The organism is Sphingobacterium sp. BIGb0116, from assembly GCF_024808035.1.
GTDB classification, from domain to species: domain Bacteria; phylum Bacteroidota; class Bacteroidia; order Sphingobacteriales; family Sphingobacteriaceae; genus Sphingobacterium; species Sphingobacterium paramultivorum.
Genome location: NZ_JANUDT010000001.1, coordinates 1 through 21877, shown reverse-complemented (window position 1 = coordinate 21877; position 21877 = coordinate 1). Strand labels below are relative to the sequence as shown.

18 protein-coding genes are annotated in these 21877 nt (G+C 33.2%); 10 read left to right on the top strand and 8 right to left on the bottom strand.

The features are described 5' to 3' along the window. The first annotated feature begins 19 nt into the window (after positions 1-19). The 3 genes from M2419_RS00080 to M2419_RS00075 all read left to right on the top strand — a co-directional run bounded on the left by M2419_RS00080 (position 20) and on the right by M2419_RS00075 (position 1533). Positions 20-550, top strand: a complete 531-nt coding sequence (locus tag M2419_RS00080) for a DUF6705 family protein (protein ID WP_259253976.1) — start codon at positions 20-22, stop codon at positions 548-550. A 194-nt stretch (positions 551-744) separates the two neighbouring features. Continuing rightward, positions 745-930 (top strand): heavy metal-binding domain-containing protein, encoded by a 186-nt coding sequence (locus tag M2419_RS27420; protein ID WP_409049502.1) that lies wholly within the window; start codon positions 745-747, stop codon positions 928-930. 210 nt (positions 931-1140) lie between these two features. After that, positions 1141-1533 carry a hypothetical protein gene (locus tag M2419_RS00075; RefSeq protein WP_259253975.1) on the top strand — a complete coding sequence of 131 codons (393 nt, stop codon included), beginning with the start codon at positions 1141-1143 and terminating at the stop codon, positions 1531-1533. A 353-nt stretch (positions 1534-1886) separates the two neighbouring features. On the opposite strand, the gene istB is transcribed toward M2419_RS00075, so the two are convergent. Together istB and istA are read right to left on the bottom strand one after the other, a co-directional pair. Then, positions 1887-2624 carry an IS21-like element helper ATPase IstB gene (istB, locus tag M2419_RS00070; protein WP_259253974.1) on the bottom strand — a complete coding sequence of 246 codons (738 nt, stop codon included), beginning with the start codon at positions 2622-2624 and terminating at the stop codon, positions 1887-1889. Between the two features lie 18 nt (positions 2625-2642). Further along, a complete protein-coding gene (istA, locus tag M2419_RS00065; protein WP_259253973.1) occupies positions 2643-4196 on the bottom strand; it encodes an IS21 family transposase in 1554 nt (517 codons plus the stop codon). A gap of 545 nt (positions 4197-4741) precedes the next feature. Here istA and M2419_RS27415 point away from each other — a divergent pair. Continuing rightward, entirely contained in the window at positions 4742-4939 is a 198-nt protein-coding gene (locus tag M2419_RS27415) for a heavy metal-binding domain-containing protein (protein ID WP_409049499.1), read from the top strand. A 44-nt stretch (positions 4940-4983) separates the two neighbouring features. Beyond that, positions 4984-6087, top strand: a complete 1104-nt coding sequence (locus M2419_RS00060; RefSeq protein WP_259253972.1) for a DUF3800 domain-containing protein — start codon at positions 4984-4986, stop codon at positions 6085-6087. Between the two features lie 130 nt (positions 6088-6217). Here the strand turns inward: M2419_RS00060 and M2419_RS00055 are convergent, their stop codons facing one another. Next, complete coding sequence (locus tag M2419_RS00055) at positions 6218-6490, bottom strand: SinR family protein (RefSeq protein WP_205397818.1); 273 nt, start codon at positions 6488-6490, stop codon at positions 6218-6220. Positions 6491-6694: 204 nt separating this feature from the next. Here M2419_RS00055 and M2419_RS00050 point away from each other — a divergent pair, with 204 nt between their 5' ends. Continuing rightward, the gene (locus tag M2419_RS00050; RefSeq protein WP_259253971.1) at positions 6695-9400 is read left to right on the top strand and encodes a S8 family serine peptidase; all 2706 of its coding nucleotides are present in this window, start codon (positions 6695-6697) and stop codon (positions 9398-9400) included. A gap of 35 nt (positions 9401-9435) precedes the next feature. Here the strand turns inward: M2419_RS00050 and M2419_RS00045 are convergent, their stop codons facing one another. The 3 genes from M2419_RS00045 to M2419_RS00035 form a co-directional block, all read right to left on the bottom strand. Then, the gene (locus M2419_RS00045; RefSeq protein WP_259253970.1) at positions 9436-10458 is read right to left on the bottom strand and encodes an AAA family ATPase; all 1023 of its coding nucleotides are present in this window, start codon (positions 10456-10458) and stop codon (positions 9436-9438) included. A gap of 146 nt (positions 10459-10604) precedes the next feature. After that, the gene (locus tag M2419_RS00040; protein ID WP_259253969.1) at positions 10605-11270 is read right to left on the bottom strand and encodes an SLATT domain-containing protein; all 666 of its coding nucleotides are present in this window, start codon (positions 11268-11270) and stop codon (positions 10605-10607) included. 3 nt (positions 11271-11273) lie between these two features. Then, positions 11274-13091 (bottom strand): RNA-directed DNA polymerase, encoded by a 1818-nt coding sequence (locus M2419_RS00035; RefSeq protein ID WP_259253968.1) that lies wholly within the window; start codon positions 13089-13091, stop codon positions 11274-11276. Between the two features lie 843 nt (positions 13092-13934). On the opposite strand from M2419_RS00035, the gene M2419_RS00030 reads away from it, so the two are divergent. Continuing rightward, positions 13935-14633, top strand: coding sequence for a hypothetical protein (locus tag M2419_RS00030; RefSeq protein WP_259253967.1), 699 nt, complete (start codon positions 13935-13937; stop codon positions 14631-14633). A gap of 320 nt (positions 14634-14953) precedes the next feature. Here the strand turns inward: M2419_RS00030 and M2419_RS00025 are convergent, their stop codons facing one another. Next, complete coding sequence (locus M2419_RS00025) at positions 14954-17452, bottom strand: ATP-binding protein (protein ID WP_259253966.1); 2499 nt, start codon at positions 17450-17452, stop codon at positions 14954-14956. Positions 17453-17493: 41 nt separating this feature from the next. Then, entirely contained in the window at positions 17494-20028 is a 2535-nt protein-coding gene (locus M2419_RS00020; protein WP_259253965.1) for an NACHT domain-containing NTPase, read from the bottom strand. 271 nt (positions 20029-20299) lie between these two features. Between M2419_RS00020 and M2419_RS00015 the strand changes: the two genes are divergently transcribed. The 3 genes from M2419_RS00015 (at position 20300) to M2419_RS00005 (ending at position 21781) form a co-directional block, all read left to right on the top strand. Further along, entirely contained in the window at positions 20300-20467 is a 168-nt protein-coding gene (locus M2419_RS00015) for a hypothetical protein (protein ID WP_259253964.1), read from the top strand. Positions 20468-20528: 61 nt separating this feature from the next. After that, positions 20529-20885: a transposase gene (locus M2419_RS00010; RefSeq protein WP_259253963.1), complete on the top strand. Its 357-nt coding sequence runs from the start codon at positions 20529-20531 to the stop codon at positions 20883-20885. 20 nt (positions 20886-20905) lie between these two features. Next, entirely contained in the window at positions 20906-21781 is an 876-nt protein-coding gene (locus M2419_RS00005; RefSeq protein WP_259253962.1) for an IS3 family transposase, read from the top strand. Positions 21782-21877: the final 96 nt, after the last annotated feature.

Genomic DNA, 21877 nt, shown 5'->3' with positions numbered 1-21877 from the left:
TTCAATAAAAATGATAAAAATGAAAAAAGCAGCAATTCTATTTATGATGGTTTTAATCACAGGTTTTGTTTTCTCACAATCTAAGGATCATAGAAATGAATCAGGTAGACACCTCAAGCCAACGGGGTTAAATAAATTTTACGGTACCTGGAAGTATGAGGGGCATGATGAAGTGTTTACTATAGTTTTGATAAAAGACGAATATTACAACAAAGTTAATGGTGATAAAATGGATTTTGCAGTTGGTTACCATTCTTATAAAAAAAATGGTGTTTTGATCGATGGTTATGAGGTTGGTGGTAAGAATACCATAACTACCGGATCTTTTGATAAAAAAGTAAATAATGAAAATATATTATCTTTCCGATTTAGAGAAACTAAAAATCGTATTAATGCCCGAGGAACCTTGACCTACGTCAAAGGAAATCCTGATAAACTAGTTTTAAAACTCATATTAGCGGAAGGAGGTGGAATGATAAGTATTGATGGAAAAGGTAGTCAATATAAACTTCATGTTCCGAATAATATTGAATTGAAAAGAGTTAAATAGAAAAAATAGATTTATAATGCAAGCGCTTGATATTTAGACAATTTCAGGTTAAGACTAGTCAAATTGCTTCTTTCTGTCATTTAGAGAGAGGCAATTTTTTAAATCTACAGAGAGCTTCAAGAAGCCGTTTAAAAGTGGTAGACCAACTATGATATTTGCCTTAGCCCTACGATTTGTAAAAATCTTGAAAGTTAATAGCTGTAAACATATTAATTCAGCATACCAATTCCAAACTTCCAATAGCTGCCAATGTTGTTATCGGTACCACTGTCTTTAGCGATATAGGAGCGAGCTATGTCGATTTCTTTGGCGGTCGCTCTACCAGCTATGAGAAGAAGATGCAGGAGATGTACAATCCTATCATAGAAACTCCCAAGTAATACGTCCAGACAATTTGTGCGATGCTATTATCGGGCTATGAGAAGCTTTATCCATCCGATTACATATAAAAAATGAGAAACCCTATAAATCTATATCGTATGCAATATTACTAATATTATTAGTAATATTGTAAAATGAAGCCGCTAGAAATCTTTTGCCGAAATCGGGTAATGTACGCTCAAATTACCGTGCATGATAAAAGCATGGGCATGAAAGATTATCATCTTTATAACAAAAATGGTCTTGCTTTTTATGTTTTCAGGAAATCTCAGGGAGTGTGGCAATTGGCATTCGGTGTACTTGCCGATGACATCAAGGAAGCGTGCATTGACGCTCTTATACTTCGCTTTGAAACGGATGTGCCTGAGTTGTTTTATCATCATGGAAAACGCCAGGTAGTGGAAGTGAGGGCCAAGAAATACAGCCTTTGGCATATTTATCTCAATAATGCTTATGTAGGAAGTATTCAATATTACACCTTCACTAAACAGTTCAATTACCACCTTGAAGACAATTGCTTATTGACCGATGATCACGTGCAAAAATATATAGCTCTGATACAACGTGGGGAATTAAAGTGGATAAAGGACGATATTCGATGAAAAAGGATATAAAAGGAATAAAAAAACCTTGAGTCGGGGAGGATCGAATCCTGTTTGGTTTTAAAAAAAATTATTTCTAGATGTTGAGTGCTATTTGTCAATAAGTTTTCTGTTCCCGGATTTTTGACTATAGATGATCTAAGCATTAAAAAATATTTTACGTTGACGGATAAGATATGGATGGTCATGGAAGAACTTTTGATAAACGACGGTTGTAATTATCGAAGAGTGGGTTGATCTGGAGCGTTCGTGAAAAAATAGCCTTTAGCTGGGTATTTCGGAGTAATGATGCCAGTGATTTCGGTCAAACCGTGCCACTTAAAAGATCATACAATTATATAAAAAAGCTGTGATTATTCCTTTTTCAATATTCCTTTTCTTAGCGATTCACCTTTTAGGTCTATCCGATGTGAGGAGTTTACAATCCGGTCCAAGATCGCATCCGCAATAGTGCCCTCTCCGCCGATGACCTCGTACCAGGCCGATACAGGTATCTGGGATGATATTAGGGTTGATCTTTTACCATGTCGGTCATCAATAATATCCATCAGTGTTTCCCGATCTTGGCTATCAAAAGCCTGTAAGCCAAAGTCATCAAGTATCAGCAGTTCCGTTTTCGTTAGTTTTTCCAGTTCTTTAAGGTATGTTCCGTCAACTTTGCTCAATTTCAGCCTTTTGATCAGTCTGGCAGTTACTGTATATGAGGTTTTTACCCCTGTAATACATGCCTGATGTCCGAGAGCCTGTGACAGGTAGCTTTTTCCTGTGCCAGAAGCACCACAGATAATAATGTTTTCTTTTCGGAGCACAAAGTCCAGTGTACCCAGACGCGCAAACATATTTTTGTCCAGATTTCTTTCACTGGCGTAGTTTATATCACCTATACTGGCATTATGCCTAAAGTTTGCCTGCTTGAGCAAACGCTCTATCTTTTTATTTTCCCGGTCTTCCCACTGATGGTCAGTAAGTAACGCGAGGTATTCGTCGCAGGTCATACCTTCGAGCCTGTTTTCCTTAACGTACTGCTGGTGTAACTGTGCCATAGCTCCTAAACGCATGTCGCGTAGTTTTTCAACTGTCTGATTGTTCATTTTCTTGATTTTTGTTTATTATTCATATGCGGAAGCACCGCGTATATTGCTGTGAAAAGGTATATGTGGTTTTTGGGGATCAAGCTCATTCACAGATAAAAGCAGCCTGTCCATATTGTTTTTCAGGATATTCTTTATCCGTAGATAGGAGCAGCTATCTGTATCCAATGCTCTTTTACACGCATTGTTCAGACGCCCGGATCCATAGGCTCGGTGCAGGTGGATAATTCCAAGGGAGCGTTTATAGTTTATTTCGGGATAATCATGGGAAGCAAGTATCTTTTCGATGCATGCCAGGACATAATCCCCATGTGGCAGCGCTTTTTTTCTAAAGAACTCAGGGCTCCATTCCGAATAGAACTTATGTGTGCTGCTCAGGTGATCTGCGTTGGTGATGTAGCTGCCTTTGGTCAGATTGCGCGGGTGTAGCGCAATTCTTTCATGATTATAAAAGATCTCAATACGACTTCTGGTGTAATGGATCATTGTTTCCTTTCCGATATACCGGTATGGAACACTATAATAACACTTCTCGGGAGAAAAGTATACGTAACCCATTTTCTGCACTTTGGCCCTTTTGTAATCTTTCAGTTCATATGGATCAGCGGGAAGGGCTTTGAGATATTCTCGTTCAATACTCTGGAAGAGCTCGATACGGCTCGATTCTTTTCGTTTGAACAATAGATTGTTATAACGCTCCAGTAGTACTGCAATTTCTCTATTGAGATCTTCCAGCGAGAAGAAAGTCATTTCACGTAATGGGTAATAGATACGCTGATAGGCCAGATGCACCGCATTCTCAACCAGCGCTTTGTCCTGTGGAGCGTAACTACGAGTCGGGTTGATGACACAGTTATAATGGCGGGCAAAGTCCTTGAAGCTACGGTTGATGTCCGCTTCGTATCTGCTCGATCTATTGACGGCGGACTTTAGATTGTCGGACACTATCGCTTTGGGCGATCCACCATAAAAACGAAGCGCCGCTGTGCAACAGGATATCATATCTTCGCGTTTCTGGCTCCTGCATGCCTGGATATAGGTGTACTGGCTGCACGGTAGTATGGCCACAAATACTTCCACAGCGATAACCTCTCCGGTGTGTTTATCGATGATCTGCAGCTTCTTCCCGGCAAAGTCCACGAACATTTCTTCGCCCGCAATATGCTGAAGTTTCATTGAACCCTTTTCTTTTGGATATTTACGGCGGTAATGTTCGAGAAACTGCGTGTAGCTATATGGTTCTGCGGCTAGCTCAACATATTGCTGATAATGATACAGGAAGGTAAAGCCGGGATGATTCCGGGCCTTGTTGACCCCCTCAAAGTAAAGCATGAGTTCATTGTGGCGGGTAGCGTCCAGCGTCGTATGGGATGAAAAAAGTTCGGATAAAGCAGCGGTATCAAAGCCCAGAAGCTCCCTGAATGAGTAGCCACTGCCTGCAAATAGCTGCATATAGGTATTGACTGTATTGCGGGAAATACCGAGAACGGAACCTATTTTACGGTTACTGTAACCGTCCAGATGTAATGTGAGTATTTGTTTTAAGTCCATCGGATCAAGTTTGTTGGCCATATCGCTGTATTTAAAGCGACAAGGTAATTCTTTCTTGATCTTTTTAAAGTGGCACAATTCAAACCGTAAAAAATACGGATGGACGGACTAAAACTATACCACTAAAGTGGCATCATTTGAACCGTAATAGCTGGCACCATCCGACCGAAATGACTGGCACAAATCAAACCGTAATATCCATTAGCAATTAAATTATTATTAGGATGGAATTTTTGAACAACATTTTCTAAGAAATGAACAACAATTATCTCAACTAATCTAACAATCTTTGCAATAGATGAAAGCCCAAAGCCGGTTAACATCTAGCCCAAATTGCCTCCCTCGACGGTTAACGAGGGAGGCCTTTTTGTTTATTTATTACCTTATTAAAACGGTCGAATAAATCAGCTACGGTTTCCCGTAACCAATCCTACTTTCAAACCAATACCTTAGTCTTACAGTTTGTAATAATCTTGAAAGTTAATATCTGTAAACATATTAATTCAGAATAAATAATGTATATTAGGCTTGGGTATTAACCTTGCCCGATTGAAAAGTATAATGCCATGATAGTAACCACGACCAATTCCATCGAAGGGAGGGAGATTTCACGATATAATGATCCAATAGCAGCCAATGTTGTCATCGGCACCACTGTCTTTAGCGATATAGGTGCGAGCTATATAGGTTTCATTCTTAATAAGTTAAAATTATTAAGGTTTAATTACTCTATAGTTCGAAATATTTTCACTACCATCTGTTGACTAATTAATTAACTCTATTCTAAAAAAATTAAAACGATATCGAAATGGAAACAAATAACACAGAAGAGCTTGAAAATCTAGAACTTGAAAAAGACCTAAAGAGAAAAGAGGACATTCTTAAATTGAATGAAAATATAAGATCAAATAATTTTGATAGATTAAAAGATAGGGTTGCTTTTATTTTGAGTTATTTCCCGCAATCTAGAAATTCTGATGCGGAATTAGCTTGGAATTATTGGAGATATTTTGAACATGAAATTTTGGGTGATGGAGAGCTTACGAAAGATAAATTATTCAAGTTAACAAAACAAACTTCGCTTTCAAGAGCTAGAGCGAAGATTCAAAATGAGTATAGACTATTTCAAGCTGATCCTGAGGTAAAAAAATTTAGAAGAAAATTAAGAGAAGAGTTTGAAACCGACAACGTTAATGATAAGCCTTTAGATGATAACTTTTTTGTTTATGTAGATGAATCTGGAAAAACAAACGATTACCTAATTATTGGTTCCATTTGGTTATTTTCCTTCGGGCCGTCTTTGATACAAAAACAAAAAGAGTTATTTGATTGGAAAAAGCTGAATGACATCAAATTCGAATTTCATTTTAAAGATTTGAAGACAAACAATCTAAATAGGTATAAGCAATTCGTCGAGAAGTTCATAGGTTTAAATCCTGAGATTAGTTTTAAAGCTATTGTATTAAAAAGGAAAGGGGTATCAGATAATGACAGAGCCTTAGAAGATCTAACAACCCATTTACTTTATGAAGGAGTGTTGCAAGAACATAATTCAAATAGAGCAAAATTACCTCGAAATCTAACTCTTACAGTAGATAGGGAAGAGGACGGGAGAGATAAACTTAAATTAGCCAATATAAAGGAAAGAATAAGGAGTCAAAAAATTAATGGGTTACATTTATTAAATTTTGTCGCTGAAGATTCTTTTGGAAATGAATATATTCAAATGGCTGACCTTCTAACTGCTTCCTTAAACAGGATAGTAAATTTCCCTCAAAATACTGGTGCTAAGGACGAATTTGCACGTTATCTGTTGAGCTTACTTAAAGTCGATGTTGAATCTTTTAAAGATGATAATTATAATGACGTTCTTAATGAAGCTGACACAGCTAAAATTTTTAATTTAAATTAGATTTATCCATTTTTTAAGTACCCACGATAAATAATTTTTTGATCGTGGGTATTTTTATTTACTTTTTCCGAAGATTTAGCTGTTACAATCTATACTTGTAGATCATGTATAAATAGACATTTGGTATATGCTAGAGGTTGTTTTTTAGCCAGTTTGAACATTCATTTGAAAAGCCAGTCCAAGCACCCTCGCCGCTTAACCCTACAACGAGTAGCTCGTCGTTGGAGTCAATGAAAGTCATTAGATGGTTCCTAATTAGAGTGGCTGTAGATGTTGATTTAATTATAAATGTGCTATCTAAACAATGCCACCAAGTGCCAAGTTTTTTTATTTCGTCAATTAGAGTTTCGTAATCTTGGCCGGTTCTGTTTAAATCATAGCCAATTAAATAGGTTTTTTTCATAATTTTTATATCTTAAGAAAGCAAATCTAAAACAGCTAAAATTATATTATCTACGGTTTCCCATAATGTAAAATATATCAAATTTCTCAATTTTTAGATTCTAGAAATAAACAATTGTAGGGATTAGAATCAAAGAAATCGTTATTTAATCTATTGGTTATATTTCTTTTTACTATATTAGTATTAACCATAAATTGCCATTTTATGAATAGAAGACTACCACATTTATACTTGAGAAATCCCTTTGGGCTTATCAATAAATTTAAGAAAGATCGAGGTATCGAAAAGTCGGATCTTATTGACCAAAATCCGGAAGCCTACCGCAGTCATAAGCAAAAGCTTAATAATTCATTTAATCAATTATTGCTTGATCGAGAGAATCGTCTAAGAAATAAAACACTTATAAATGTCAATATAGATATTGTTGAGGTTAGATTTTTAATTCCATTTAGTAATGGTGTTAATTTTAATACCAGAACAAAATTTTTAAATGAGTTTGGTTTAACTGCTGTTATGTTGGAAGATTTTAATAGGACAGTACTATTTGCGGTTGAAAATCAAGACAAATTCAACGAATTTCACAGAATTCTATTGCAATATATCAATAGCAGTGATCAGACCTCCCCTAAGAACACGCAATACGATATTATGACTACAATTTATGATATAAAGTATCATACTGCCGATGATATCAGAAACCATTGTAGTGATAATTTGATTCTAGAATTGATTAATAATACTGTACCAATATTTCAGCAATATGATCATCAAAAAGGAATTCTTAGGGAGAGGTTGGAAGATTTAAAACGAGAAGGTGCCTTACAAGATTTCAAGTTTGACCCATATGAAAAAGTGATTCAACTAGAGGGGATTGAATCTTCAGAATTAAACTTATTAGTAAACAATTTTGATATCCTTGCTCAGGGACATTCTCTAAGAAGCGTAGCGGTAAGACCTAATCAATATAATCAAGAAGTATTGACTTGGAATTTACATATTTCTCCTAAGGATAGATCGACAACAATCGGGGTAATCGATAATGGAATACGTAAAATTCAACCTATAGAGACGGTTATGTTAGATGAGAAAATTGACATTACAAATACTCAGGATGGACATAAAGCAATTCATACGCACGGCACAGTAGTGGCCAGTTTAGCAGCTGTTGGAGAGTCTTTTTTCTCAGGTGATAGGAATATTGAAGCCGACGCGAAGATATTCTCTATAAAGATTTTAGAAGATATGAATGGGTACATTGATGTAATTAGTGTTGTTGAAGCAATTAAACAAGCAAACCTTGTATATGGAGTTCGTATTTTTAATCTATCTGTTTGTGCACAAAGTAAGCGTTATAATGAAGCTCCTTCGCACTTTGCTTATTTGTTAGATAAGTTGAGTTATGAGTTAAATATATTAATATTTATCGCTGCCGGAAATATGCCTTATGACGACTTGGAGGGATTGCAAGCTATACCTAGTCAACGACATCAATACCCATTTCATTTTTATAATCCACCAGAAGATGAAATGGAACTTCATAATTGTGTATATACTAATATTTGTATTCCCGCCGAGAGCATAAATAATATCACGGTGGGAGCACTGGCTGAAAATTTTAGGCCTGATACACTTACCGATTTAAGTTTAGATAAGAATTTAACAGCTTATTATTCTAGGAAAAATCACTATGATTTTAAACAGAAAATTAATGGTGGTAAATTAAGTGTAAATCATAGTAATAAAAACTGGTTTAAGCCGGATATATTAATGCCTGGAGGAGATTTGCTAACTCCAGAATCTTCTATGCAGGTGATCGGTTTTGGAGAGTTAGGATCCGATTTTTATGCCTTTGACGCAGGTACAAGTTTAGCATCTCCTTTAGCAGCAAATTTAGCTGCAAAATTGCTGAATATGTATCCCGAAATTTCTATACAATCTATCAAAGCGCTATTGATAAATTCGGCGGAAAACTATCTGTCAAACTATTTGGATGAGTTAATAAAATTAAGAAAAGATGAATTAGCGGTAAAAATATTTGGGATAACATATAACAAATTAACTGGTAAAGGCAAAACGAATATAACTAATCGTGTCATTTCAGCAGATGATCTTCATCGAAATCTATCCGGCTATGGAAAACCAAATGTTGAACAATTGTTGTATTCAAAGGAAAATACAGTCTCGGTACTTATTGAAGATTCTATAAAACAAGATCATCATAAAGTAATCTTAGTAAAGATTCCAGATTATTTATTGGAGGGTAAAGGCAATGGTGCTTTAGATATTAAGGCAACTTTATGCTTTAAAACAAATCCGGCGTGGGGTAATCATGTTGATTATAATCCTCTTCATATTTCCTTTAACTTTGCAAATTCTTTGGTTAAAAATTCAATTGGAGAGTTGGCAGATGTTCTTGCGGACCGTGATCACGAACATTATGAGTTATATTGGACACCAAAGCTGCATAATTTGAAAAAACAGAAGCAGTCAGGTAAGTTAAGCGAGGGGGAAATCAAGCAATTCAATCTCTTAAAAGGAGTTCAAAGAAATAAAATCCTGGGAGTAAAATCAAAAATACAAAGCTGGTCCGAAGATTTCTTTCCTCTAGTTAATAAGCCCCTATCAAATCGTCAACAACATTCTATTAAAATAAATAAAAAGGAGCTACGAAAAATAGGTAATCAATTAGCTATCGTATTAAGGTGTGCTATTAAAGAAAATCTAGATACGGAATTAAGTGAATGGGCTCGCACCACTAAAGATCATCAATTTTCATTAGCTCTATATTTAGAAGATAAATCTAATAATTCCAACGGAAATTTGTACGAAGAGTTAAAAACTGTCAATATAATGGAAGCTGTTCCTAACGTGATAGCAGATATCCATCAAGAAGCAGATTTGGAAGCTTAATTCTCTAAAATCATTGAAATAAAAAATGCCTTAGCTTATTTAATAGCTAAGGTATTTTTTTCTTGCTCTAATAGATTTTTCCAGATCTTAGTATCTATTTTTGGTTTGATACTTTTTACAGGATTTATAGCAAACAAGCTTCGTTTTATTGCGTTTATCAATGTCTTCTGAATACTGTAATAGGAGAGGCCTTTAGCACTTTCCATTAGTGCAGTCTTCGAGACATTTTTATCAAAAATAAATTGGTCTTCCTTGAGTACTAAATTGATCAGCTTTTCAATTTGCTCTTTTTCTGGCAACTCCAATGAAATAGAAAGATCAAATCGACGAAGTAAAGCTTCGTCCAACATATCTTTCTGATTGGTAGCTGCTATCACCATACTACTTTGAGGTAGATAATCAAACAATTGCAAAATCGTATTGACTACCCGTTTCATTTCGCCATGATCTTGGCTGTAGTCACGAACTTTACCAAGAGAGTCAAATTCATCAATAAAGATAATACAATCTTCCTGAGCAGCTTTACGAAATATCTTGGCAAGATTTTTACTAGTTTCACCCAATTTTGATGAAACAATAGCTCCGAGGTTGACAACGATCATCAATTTGTTGAGCTCACCAGCGATGACATAAGAAGCTAATGTTTTACCGCATCCCGATGGGCCATAAAACAAAAGTTTATTGGAGACCGGCAGATTGTATTTGGTTAATAACTCACTTTGACGATGTTCCTCCAAAAAATTATTTAATTTATCTGCAGCATCTTCGGTTAGTACCAAATTATTAAGTGTATAATCTGAAGTGAGCTTTTCTAAGATTAGCTCATCCGTCTCTCTGTCTTGTAAAGTTTGATAATGGGTAGGGGAGCCAACCTTCATTAAATGATTGTTCTGCTTACGTAAAGAATCCTTTAATAGCGATTGAAGCTGCAAAGCAAAATTGACCTTTTTGGTGTTCTTGTTATGTTCAATAAATTCGTTCAACGTAGACAACAGTTTGTCCTGGTCGTTTTCCAATCCAAAACGTGCAATGTCTTTTATATAATCTTGTTGACTCATTGTATTAAACTTTTAATGGCTTATCCATTTGGATATATGCAAATATAACAAATATTAAATATTGATATATTGTTACAGTGTTATAATCTTATAAAACTAGATGGAGTCATTCTATTAACTTTTTATGGCGTTATGAATCAAAGCTATTACTTTAACTTAAGTACCAAATAAGTTGTTAAGATGGGAAGAATAAAGATCACAAAATAATAATGAATATAGATTAAGTGGTTGTATTTCATGATCATATACGATCGCTTTAAACATGCAGTATCATATTCAAATCGCTTAATAAATAGTATTTCTTTTTTTTGAACTCCATATTTCTTTTGTTTTTGAATTGCTTGGAAAAAATAGAAATCTATTGGATTATGATTTTCATGCAACTCTATAATCTTATCATATTTTTTCTGAATCTTATAATATTGCTTAAATCGCTCTTCTTCATCAATCTCTTTATTTTCTTTTACAAATTCAAATTTTTTAAAAAGCCGATCGATTTTTTTTCCACAATCATGAAATCGTTCTGATTTTAAATTATACTGCATTGAAGATTCCATAAGTACAAATACAAGTAATATAATTGATACACATACTGTTACGAAACTTAATATTTTGATATAACTTTCGTTTTCTATAAAATCAAAAACGGGGAAAACTGACAGAATAATTATATAGACCGAAAGTAAATTTGTAGAATAGGAAGATAGCAAGTGTGTCCTTCTCAATCTATTAGCTGCATTGAACCTCGCGGATTTAACTTTCCATAATCGGTCATAAAGCTCAGATGCGGTGTCTTTTTCTTGTTGTCGCATTTTTTAATTAATTTTTATATTATAGTGGTCTTCTATCCATTTTAAATAAAAGGGATCAGTGATATGTTCTTTGATAGATGAATTTAGTTGCTTATTTTTTCGAACCGGTTCAGAATTTAGCACAGAACATAAAACTAAAAATTTATAAAAAGGATATGCTTTCGGTTTATTTGTCGGGAAGAGATATAACAGCATTTTCCGCTCGATATTTCTAATCTGAGAAAATTCAATTATTTGTGTACAGATAGTAATAACGCTTAAAATTCCTGAAGAGATGTTTGAGTGAATAATTTTGATTACCTTATCATTATATTGAGTATTTATTAATCGGGCTAAGCAAGCCATTACTTGCCTCCTACCATAAGTGTGGTCTTCCCAAATTGCCTTCCAATAGACTATGAAATTGAACAAGTCTTCGGCATGCGAATATTTTGTTTTAAACATTAGTACGCTCAAATAATTCATTATTATTTTGTTCGATTTAAATATAGCTTCAATTCTTTCCAATATTCCATTTATAAAAGAAGTATCATCAGCTACATTTTTTATTTCCCATTGACAGATCAATTTGGTAATATGATGTAGTGAAATGTCGTCAAAAACTTCAATCTTACTTATAATTTTTGTAATGACGTCCGCCCCCATCTTATTATAACCATTATTTCCTAAGAATAATAGAATGTGAGACCTTAATTGGGGATATTCCAAATACAGTACTTCTAAAAATTCATAACCCCATTCCGAATTAACTTTTGATATTAAGGTTAAATACCTTTTAGTGACTTTATCAAAATATTTTTTGTCCGTATTTTTTGTTAGATGCTCTCGAAATTTAGATACTATGTCTTCTATACTAACTTTGGATCCAATAGAAATAATTTTTTCACAATTATCGATATATTTATTTTCATCAATTAGAAACTCTTGAGATGCCTGATCTTTCGAAAAAATCTTTGTCTTCGAAATGTTCAAAGCTAAACCTCTTGATTTAAGAAGATCAGATATTGAATTTATTATTTTTACAGCTTCTTTTTTGTCATCCACGGCAAATGTAATGTCGTCCATCCACCTTGTGAAAGATTCTCCTGATTTTATTTTGAGAATGTCATCTATTTCAAACATAAAGGAATGAGCTAATAGTCGAACTCCTTCGATATTTGTGGTTGGGAGGCCTCTAAATGAATATGGTAAATAATCTGGACGCCAACTAATATCTTCTATTATTTTAAATAACAGGTCCAACAAAACTTCATCAATTCGACAATAACTCGATAGGACCTTTTTCAGTTCTTTGACATGTATTGTATCGTAATAATTAGACAGATCTGTAACTACTATTAATTCTCTTTGTTCTTGGAATTTATAAATTTCTTTTTGCATCCTTTTCCAAAGTGCTTTAAAATCGTTTGAATCGAAGATTCCTAAGGGATTTGGTTTAGCATGCTTATCACGTGAATAAAACGAATTCTTTGAAGGCTGCTTGTTTAGAATTTCTTCCGCAATATCTTCTATTAGAACTTGTAATACTAAGGCATCAATGGCATTGGGTATAACAACATGCCTACATATCCCTAACTTTTTCTCTAGTTTGTAAATTAGTGGATTAGAGGTTTTATAATTGCCTTTTAGTATCTCGTTCTGTAAAACTTTAGATCGATTATCTATATTAAAATTTAGATCGTAATTATCAAAATAATCTTGGAAATCAAGATTACGTAATTGGCCTCTTACTGTATCTCTCCAAACCCTTGTAATATTTTGGGTTTCGAAAATTCTTTTTAGAGATTTTTTTCTAAGTTCTTCAAATCTATCGGTTAGCATAATTTTTTATTATTTATATTTTTCCTGCCGATGAAATTATTTAAATAAAATTCTGATACGATAGATAATAAATAGATTACTCTTTAGAGCTAGAATCAAAAAAACGATTCAGTCTTGGTATAAAAAATATCTTGTGTTAAATTTTGTTAATAAAATTTACGGCTGATTCAAAATTAATAAAATATTGTACATTTCCAGCAATGAAGTATTTTTTTTCTTTAAGAAAAAAAATACTTCATATTAAAAGTTTTTTGTTAATATAAGTTTGATAAAAACCTTACGACATAGTATAGAGGTTGAAAACTTGTCCTTTTTGCAAGATCTGATACAAATATCAACTTGTATGTATGACGACCAAGGATTAACCACACCTATATTGATTATGCGACCGTATTTGTTGGACTAGTACCTAATTTATATGATGATTATAACAAAATAACTGATGAAGAATTTTTATTCGATGTATGGGTTGCTAAGAACACTTCATTTAATTTCAATTTTTCCTATTTTTATAACTGAAGGGTACTATTTATTCTTAAAAGCCAATGAATACCATTTCTGTAAAAGTTAAGCAAGCAATTGAGTCCTGTTTACTCAAAATTAAAGAAAGAACTTTCGATGAGGACACTATCAGGACCTTATTGATATCAACCAGAGAGTATATCAAAATTGATAGTATTATTAGGGAATTAGCACACTTTATCGCCCATCCAACTAGAAATCAGGGAATATTTCACAGTAAAGTTAATTCTAGATATGCCTTAAGCTGTATGAACAAAAAGTGTTAAAGTTGTTGGATATGGATGGAGAAAAGTTTCTTTCCATGATGTACTGAATAATTTTTTGCTTGGAGGAGTTAATGTAAATAAAATAGATGCCAAGTTATTTAAAATTCTATATCTGGACGGCCTAGATGATATTCCTGAAGATTTTTTGATAAAATATCTTAACTTTTCTAAATCTGATATTCAGTATGTTATGAGAGAATATTATGAAAAATCTGAAGGGTTTTATTATTTGAAGGTTCAAAAAACAGAAAAAATGATTTCCACCATCAGGAAATTCAAACCCACTGTGGAAGAAATTGAGACCTGTTTAGAAGCTGAAAAACTTATAGCTAAAGTAAGAAATCATATTAACGAAATTCAGAAGACAATTAGGGGGGCTATATTTTTTTCGTCAGTTTTTGAAAAAGATATTCTTTCAAAAGAATTTCAAACCATATTCCTCGATCTACTTGAGCAGTTTAATATTTATAATGTATTTTTTGATTCCATCTCACTCAATCTTAACGATATTTTATTATGTATAATGACCCTTTTACATGATTCTAGAATGATATTTTATGACAAAGGTAACGGCCGGATTTCATTAAGTGTTTATCTGGAGGAGGGTAACGAGCCATTTTCAGATGAAATTGAATCAAAAGTCAATTTGTACAATAATGGCTATATTGCTCTCAAAATAGAATGTGAAACTCGTCCCCAAAAAAACTTGTCTTTCCAATATTTGTATCTGATCTTAAGATATGCGATTATATAGCTTTTACAGAATTCGAGAAAAGTACTGTTTATAGTTCATTTGAGGAATTACCTTGGATTTCTGCAATAAGAAAAAATGGAAGACTAATTCTGGAATAGGAGTGTCTTTAAATCGTTTAACCCATTTTCTCAGTGTCGGCCTAGTCATGCCCCACCGTAAACATACAACACCGCATTACCAATGGTCTCATAAAACATTACCCATTCAAAGCGCTTTCTTAACTCATTTTTCATTACTGCTGATTTATGTCAAAATGATGGTAAGGCTGATAGTTCTACCATCATTTTGACATAAAGTTATTGAAAGGATCTATATAAATCCTACAAATTATCCAATGACAGAGTTTGAGTTAAACTCCCATCTAGAGTTGAAGAATGACTTTTTTTTATCATCTTCATTTTAAGCATAGCAGTGATATATTTAGTAGCTACTGAGTTACTAATACCTAAATCTTCAGCAATTCTTTTATGAATCCCAATTTCCCAATCTTTCGAATTATCTATGATTTGCTTTATCTTGGATACCAAATCTTTATCTAGTGGAGGAGTAGGCATTTTTCTTGTTTCGACCGATTCTAGGATTTGTTTCGTTTCAGGAGTTAATCTTCCATAAATACCTAATTCTTTTAATCCCTTGCTTATAGTTTTAAAAATCTCTCCCCTGACCTTAAATAATCCTTTTCCATAAATCCTGTCTCTAGAAACATCATATTCAATACCAGAAATTCCTTTTACTTCCACGTCAAGAACAAAGTTTGTGAATTTTTTTCCAAAATTATACAAAGAACCAATTTTTTTCATTCTCATTAGTATACCATTCACAGTTATTCTACTTCCACCAAGGTATTTCTCAAACATAAAAGATTCCTTTAGTGGATATGTCCCCCACGTTAATTTTCCTTGTAAATCGTAATATGACAGTTTGTTAGAATCTGTTTTAAAGAAGAAAAAAATTGCTTTCCCTTCTAAAATATTACTAAATCGTCCTAAATCAATCTGTACCGTTTCGATATTCTCCAATTTTAATGTGGGGAGAATTTTGTTATTTAATTTAATATAATTGTCATGAGTAATTACACTTTTATTATTTGATTCTTGGATCAAGCTTATTTTAATCTTTGGTCTTATTATATTCTCTTTAATAAAACCGAAAAGCTTCTTAATTGAAGAGCTATCACTATATTCTTTCCTCAAAAGGACTTCGATTATTGTTCCTTGTGGTCCATCACTTTGTTCTGTTACTACAGCTAACGAATTAACGCCATCGATAAATAACGTTCTCTGCAATCTATCATTTCTAGGTGAAGATTCATTTTTTGTTACAACTTTTAGAGCTTCTCCTATCATAAAAACTGATATCATTCCTATTCCAAATCTTGATATAGGAACAAATGAATTAATTTGTTTGTTTAAAGCAAATTTTTTAAAATCACCGGAATTATAATAACTATTACCTACTTTGAAAAAAAAATTAGATAACACATACTCATCCATTCCGATACCATTATCAATAACTCTAAGCCATCTACGCTCATCTTTATCTTGATATGTATCTACTATTATTTCTGGAAAATAGCTTAACTCCTCATAATTTTTCCTTACATTACATGCGTCGATGGAATTTTGAATTAACTCTCTCAGAGCTATTTGAGAGTCGAGATATAAATTCTCACCCATTAATAAATTAATTATTGCACTTTCGTTAAGTTTGATTGAATAATCTTTGTATATATATCCGATAGATCGGATATTGGCCCTGACATTGAATGGCAAAGAGATCCAGTACTTTTCTGCAATATTTTTTGTGTTCTGCTTTAATATTGTGGTGGTATTTCTTATCTCTTCCTCAATAATACTGCAGAATTCTCTTATTGAATGTTCAATATTGGGATGCTTGCTATCGCCGGATATTACTAACTCGTCATCAGTAATATTAATAGAATGTACGCTTAAGTGTTTATTCCATTCTTTTAGTGAAATTTCAAATCCAGGTAATCTTTTGTTGGCTATTCCAAGAGCATCAAAAATTGATTTGGGAGTCCGCTCCCTATCAAAATCGATGATGTCAACAAGTCTAAGTACCGCAGCGCAATATTGCATATTTAAACTTAAGCCATTTATAATTAAAGATCTATTAAATCTATCATTATGTATACCATTTGTTTCAAGAAGACAACTTGAATTTAAATTGTGGCTAATACAAACTAGAATTAGCTCTTCCAAAAATGAAACTCCATCTATTTCAAATAAATCGTTCCTGCCAGAGGAGTTTTTTATGGTGTCTATTAATTGTTGATATCGTTGGTGGGTAGCATGCAAAGGCCTAATATATTCCGCTAATGCCGCTTCTGTCACTTGAAAAATAGAAGTTTCTATATCAAAAAGTTCTGTACCCATTGCTGATTTACTAATTTCTCTCAATACAGAAAGCTTTTGTGAGAACTCCTGGCGAGATGCTAAAAACTCTAAAAATTGCGTTGATCTAATTGTTCTTTCTCTTTCAGTTTGTGTCAGAACCATACCCAAGTCATGAATATAAAATGACATTATTAGCACTGTTATCTCTAGTGCGGATAATTCATTCAAGGTTTCATTTGGGATAATGGCCCCCGACAGATGAATTAATTTCTTAGAATGATTTGGATTATGAAGCGTATAGTCTCTAAAAGGACCTGCAACAATTAACTCTTGTAATGGTTTCGCCGTTTCGATTAAACATGTCACTTTCTCAGCCAACCCATCTTTAGGTGTACTCTTTTTTAACAATTTTTTATATAAAAGAGTTTCTTGATAACTTTCGGGGGGTAAATTTATAACCATAATTTATTTCTATTTAAATATATTTTTGCATTATCTTACTATTATATATTTCCAGTTTCTGCTATAATATGTTTCTGTAAAAAGGCCATCAATGCATCTTGCTCATGTTTAGGTCTCGCTGCAATAATTTCACAAAGTATATCCTGGTTTTTAGTGACTAATTCATATTTTCCTAGCTCTTTAATAAACCAATCTATTGTATCATTTAGTTTTGAAAATATTGTAAATGCGCCTTTCCACCATTGATTTTTCAGGAGTATCTGTAATTTGATGCTTCTATTACTCAAAATTTCTTTAGCAGCAAGGTGCTCTTGGTATCGTAGATGTCCAAATCCATATTGTCCATTTTTTGTCATTGGAATAAGTATATTACAAGGATCTATTAGTTCTTGAACTGCCATTGATGCTTGATCTCTACTTAAATGATTTTTCATAGAATTAATAGCTATAATAGTTAAACTTTCAATAGTATCTTCCCTAGAGTTATTAGTATGCAGGAAAAATGCTAGTTTCATCGATAATGTTTCCAAATGATGAGGAGTAATGGTAATCCTTGAAATAATGTTTTTTACATTATCATAATATCCCGTTAGTAACTTGATCCTATCGTTGTAAAGGTTAATTTCGGTACGTGGTAGTGGAAGATTATTTTCAGCCAAAACACATAGGGTGGTCGTTAGAAGTGGATTTCTAACAATGTCAGCTACTTCTTTATTGATATCCAAATGATTAGCAACTCGTCTATATATGACTTCATTATCAATTTCGGAAAACCACTGTTTTATAAAAGAATTTCGCTGCTCATTTGTAAAGGGTAATAATGTAATAGGAAAAAAACCTACTTCGCTAACTTCTTTAGTTGAAAGCCGGGAAGATACTATTACCTGTGTGTTTGAATTATATAACTTGCTGAACCTATGGATTTCTGCTGGTAACCACGGCCCAGGTTTAATAGCCTCATCTAATCCGTCCAATAAAAGAATTGTTTTATTGGATTTAAATAGCTCACAAAGAACATCGACCCCACTAGGCACGCCAAGTTTTGTCAAGTAAATATTTATGCATTGAGTAAGATCTAAAGACTTTTTATTGTTTTGGATTTCATTGACATATTGTATCATTCTGGAAAGCGAAATCCAAATGGGTATTTTATTATCCTTTTGAGATTGCTTACTTGCGTACATTTGAAGAGTTGTTGTTTTTCCTGCACCTGCTTCCCCCAAAACAATGAAATTCATACCGGTATCAAAGAGTTTGTGAATATCTATAGAAAGCCTTGGAGAAGATTCTTCCTCAATAATATCATCTTCTTTTGGTTTCAGACAGTTTACTATAAAAGGATTATTAAAAATTAATTCGGTAGTTGAGATTAACAATTCCGTGTTTTTTAAAAAATTTCTCAAAACTTCTTTAGTAACGATTGATTCACTATTTATTTTATTAATTTCATCAATTAACCAATTGTGTTTAAAAATTATTTGATTTGATAATTTATGTCCGTCAATAGTTATATTAAATATCACACTGGGTTTTGCTACTTTAAGTTTTTGGACATGTGTGTTCGCTAAAGATAATTCTTTTTCTAGTAATGATAGTTTGGATTCTGCAATCTTCAATAACTCATCTGCATCTGACAAAGCTTGATTATCATATTGTTGATTATCCAGTACTCGTCGTTTTCGAGCTTTTTCTTGTAAATCATTTCTTGCTTTTTTTACTTCAATTAATTTTCTTTCATGGTTTTTGATTTTATCTTGAAGACTACTTTGCCATTTTTTATAAGTTGTTTGGTCGACAGAAGAATCAACCTCTTGTAAAGTGCAATTTAGGAAATCAATTTTATATTCTATTGATATAGTTTCACAAAGCGATTTAAATTGATTCCACTGATTTAGGGTTAAATCGAATTGTTGTTCAATAGGATCATATTTTTCCTTTAATAATATTTTAGGGATTCTCCTTCCTAAATTGAAATTTATATCCGTATAAATTTTATTAATTGATATTTTATTATTATACCCCAAAGCTCTTAGCAGAATCTCATTATTTAAAGTTGGTGAAATCTTCTCGGGAATATTTATCTCTATTCCCAACAATGAATCTACAATGTCTTTTCGATTTTTAATTAAAAGATCGCATAGTTTATCTCCGTCTATAATAGTAATATCGTGATCTTTAATGCACGTATTTTCGCTAAAACGTGTTTTTAAAGTGGTTGTATTGATGGGATATGTAGATATTAAAATTGTTTTGGACGGCAAATAGTGTATTTTGTCAGTAAATAATATAGGTTTTTTTATGCAATTTTCTAGTTGGTTAATTACAGTCTGAAGACTATCATTTCCTGAAGCTTTATTTGATAGCTTGAAGTGCTTTACTTGCGCAACAGATACTTTGGTATCTCCAAATCTGTCCTCTTCCCACATAATTATGTCCTTTCCTTCTTCATATACTCCACCATTAAACTCCACTTTTTTATAGTTTAAAGATTCTAGAAATGGAATTATTACCTCTATAGTAAGCTTATTCTCTTTAATGCTTTGTAATTTCTTTATTAACTTCTGCGATATAGTCATGTTATAATATGGTCTGGTATTAAAAATAATAAAAACTTTCTTATATCCTGTAGGTGTTTCTAAAAATTAACTTGCTTAAAATTGGGTATGATGCTAATATTTAAGTAGTAGGTTGGAAAAAATCCTTCAAGGAGAAAAAGATTGTGAGAGCCCCCTAATATTAAGAGAAGATAGAAGGACAGAAGATATTGCATATTCTGGAGTAAATTGACCCAATGATTCTGGCATGTTTCACTGTAATATATGCGTGGATAAATATAGCCGTAAATGCATGGCTATTGAGGTTGGACAGGTACTTAAAGGAAGTGACGTAGTTTCTGTTTTGGAAGAACTCCGACTATTCCAGCAGGCAATTCTCAGGAAAATCCAAGTTGATAACGGATCAGAGCTATTTCCACGGAAGTCGATAGACGGGCATATGAACATCAGATTGAATTAGTTTTCTCCAGGGGCTTATACGTCTATAGCTTTACAGTTTTGGTTAAAAATGTAAAGGAAACATGAATGAACAAGCTTTGTCTCTCTTTGAATTCAAAGAAGAATTTAAAGAGAAATTAGTAGAGCTGGTGCTATATAAAAATATGTCAGCAGAACAAACTACAAGAAAGTATGGACTATCCAATATGACGATCTTAATCAATTGGATTAACAATTATAAACGCAAATTAGAAAAAGGAGCCGTACCTATGGAAAAGCCAGGAACAAAAGACGTTACCGCTTTAAAAAAACGGATCAAGGATCTGGAGAAAGCTTTAGAAAAAGCCAATGTGCTAATTTACGGTCTTAACTTTATGATTGACCATGCTGAAAAGGAGAATAAAATTGCGATCCGAAAAAAGCGTGGTACCAAACAATAAAGCTATTCAAAGAAAAGCATGTGACAAGGATGGGAGTCGATCCACTTTGTAAATTGTTTGGTAATAGCCGACAAGCTTATTACGATCATATATGGCATCTTAACGACCATACTGATCACGAAAATCTGGCTGTAGACATGGTTCGCCTTGTTCGCCGTGAACTACCTGGGTTAGGTGGTCACAAGCTTTATAAATGTCTATATACACCTTTCCGAAGTAATGGAATAAATATTGGTAGAGACAAGTTCTACAAGGTACTCAAAAAACATAGCTTACTGATAGACAGGAAAAAGAAGCACGCGCCAGAAACCACGAATTCTAATCATTCCTATCTGAAATATCCCAACCTAATCAAAGAGTTATCACCTACGCGTAGTAATGAATTATGGGTTTCAGATATTACATATATTTCAGTAGGCTATGATTTCAATTGTCTTTCACTCATAACTGATGCATACTCGAGAAAAATTATGGGCTATTGCCTTCATCCCCAGCTGACTGCTCAAGGGGCAATTAAAGCTCTGCAAATGGCACTGAAGGAAAAACCGGCTCCCAATACTCTGATTCATCATTCGGATCGAGGTGTGCAGTACTGTTCCTTCAACTATATAATAATGTTGAAAAAAGCGGGTGTAAAAATCAACATGACAGAAAACGGAGAGGCCTATGAAAACCCTATTTCAGAAAGAATTAACGGCATATTAAAAACAGAATTTAAACTCAAAAGGGTATTTTTTTCAAGAAGTGAAGCCCTGCTGGAAGTGACTAAAAGTATAGAATCATATAATCATTTGCGTCCGCATATGAGTTGTAATTTTCTAACTGGATATTACGGTTTGATTTGTGCCAGTCATTTCGGCCGGATGGGATCTTCATCAATTTTGGTGAAAGTATAACAAATAATTACACTTTAGATATTAGGCCAAGTTTCTTTTCAAAGATAATTCCAACCTTGGCTAGCAAGTTATAAATTTGCGCCTTTTGATATACTA

Coding starts and splice junctions, on each gene's coding strand:
- M2419_RS00080 (WP_259253976.1), top strand. CDS start 20: ATGAAAAAAGCAGCAATTCTATTTATGATGGTTTTAATCACAGGTTTT.
- M2419_RS00075 (WP_259253975.1), top strand. CDS start 1,141: ATGAAAGATTATCATCTTTATAACAAAAATGGTCTTGCTTTTTATGTT.
- istB (WP_259253974.1), bottom strand. CDS start 2,624: ATGAACAATCAGACAGTTGAAAAACTACGCGACATGCGTTTAGGAGCT.
- istA (WP_259253973.1), bottom strand. CDS start 4,196: ATGGCCAACAAACTTGATCCGATGGACTTAAAACAAATACTCACATTA.
- M2419_RS27415 (WP_409049499.1), top strand. CDS start 4,742: ATGATAGTAACCACGACCAATTCCATCGAAGGGAGGGAGATTTCACGA.
- M2419_RS00060 (WP_259253972.1), top strand. CDS start 4,984: ATGGAAACAAATAACACAGAAGAGCTTGAAAATCTAGAACTTGAAAAA.
- M2419_RS00055 (WP_205397818.1), bottom strand. CDS start 6,490: ATGAAAAAAACCTATTTAATTGGCTATGATTTAAACAGAACCGGCCAA.
- M2419_RS00050 (WP_259253971.1), top strand. CDS start 6,695: ATGAATAGAAGACTACCACATTTATACTTGAGAAATCCCTTTGGGCTT.
- M2419_RS00045 (WP_259253970.1), bottom strand. CDS start 10,458: ATGAGTCAACAAGATTATATAAAAGACATTGCACGTTTTGGATTGGAA.
- M2419_RS00040 (WP_259253969.1), bottom strand. CDS start 11,270: ATGCGACAACAAGAAAAAGACACCGCATCTGAGCTTTATGACCGATTA.
- M2419_RS00035 (WP_259253968.1), bottom strand. CDS start 13,091: ATGCTAACCGATAGATTTGAAGAACTTAGAAAAAAATCTCTAAAAAGA.
- M2419_RS00025 (WP_259253966.1), bottom strand. CDS start 17,452: ATGGTTATAAATTTACCCCCCGAAAGTTATCAAGAAACTCTTTTATAT.
- M2419_RS00020 (WP_259253965.1), bottom strand. CDS start 20,028: ATGACTATATCGCAGAAGTTAATAAAGAAATTACAAAGCATTAAAGAG.
- M2419_RS00015 (WP_259253964.1), top strand. CDS start 20,300: ATGGCTATTGAGGTTGGACAGGTACTTAAAGGAAGTGACGTAGTTTCT.
- M2419_RS00010 (WP_259253963.1), top strand. CDS start 20,529: ATGAATGAACAAGCTTTGTCTCTCTTTGAATTCAAAGAAGAATTTAAA.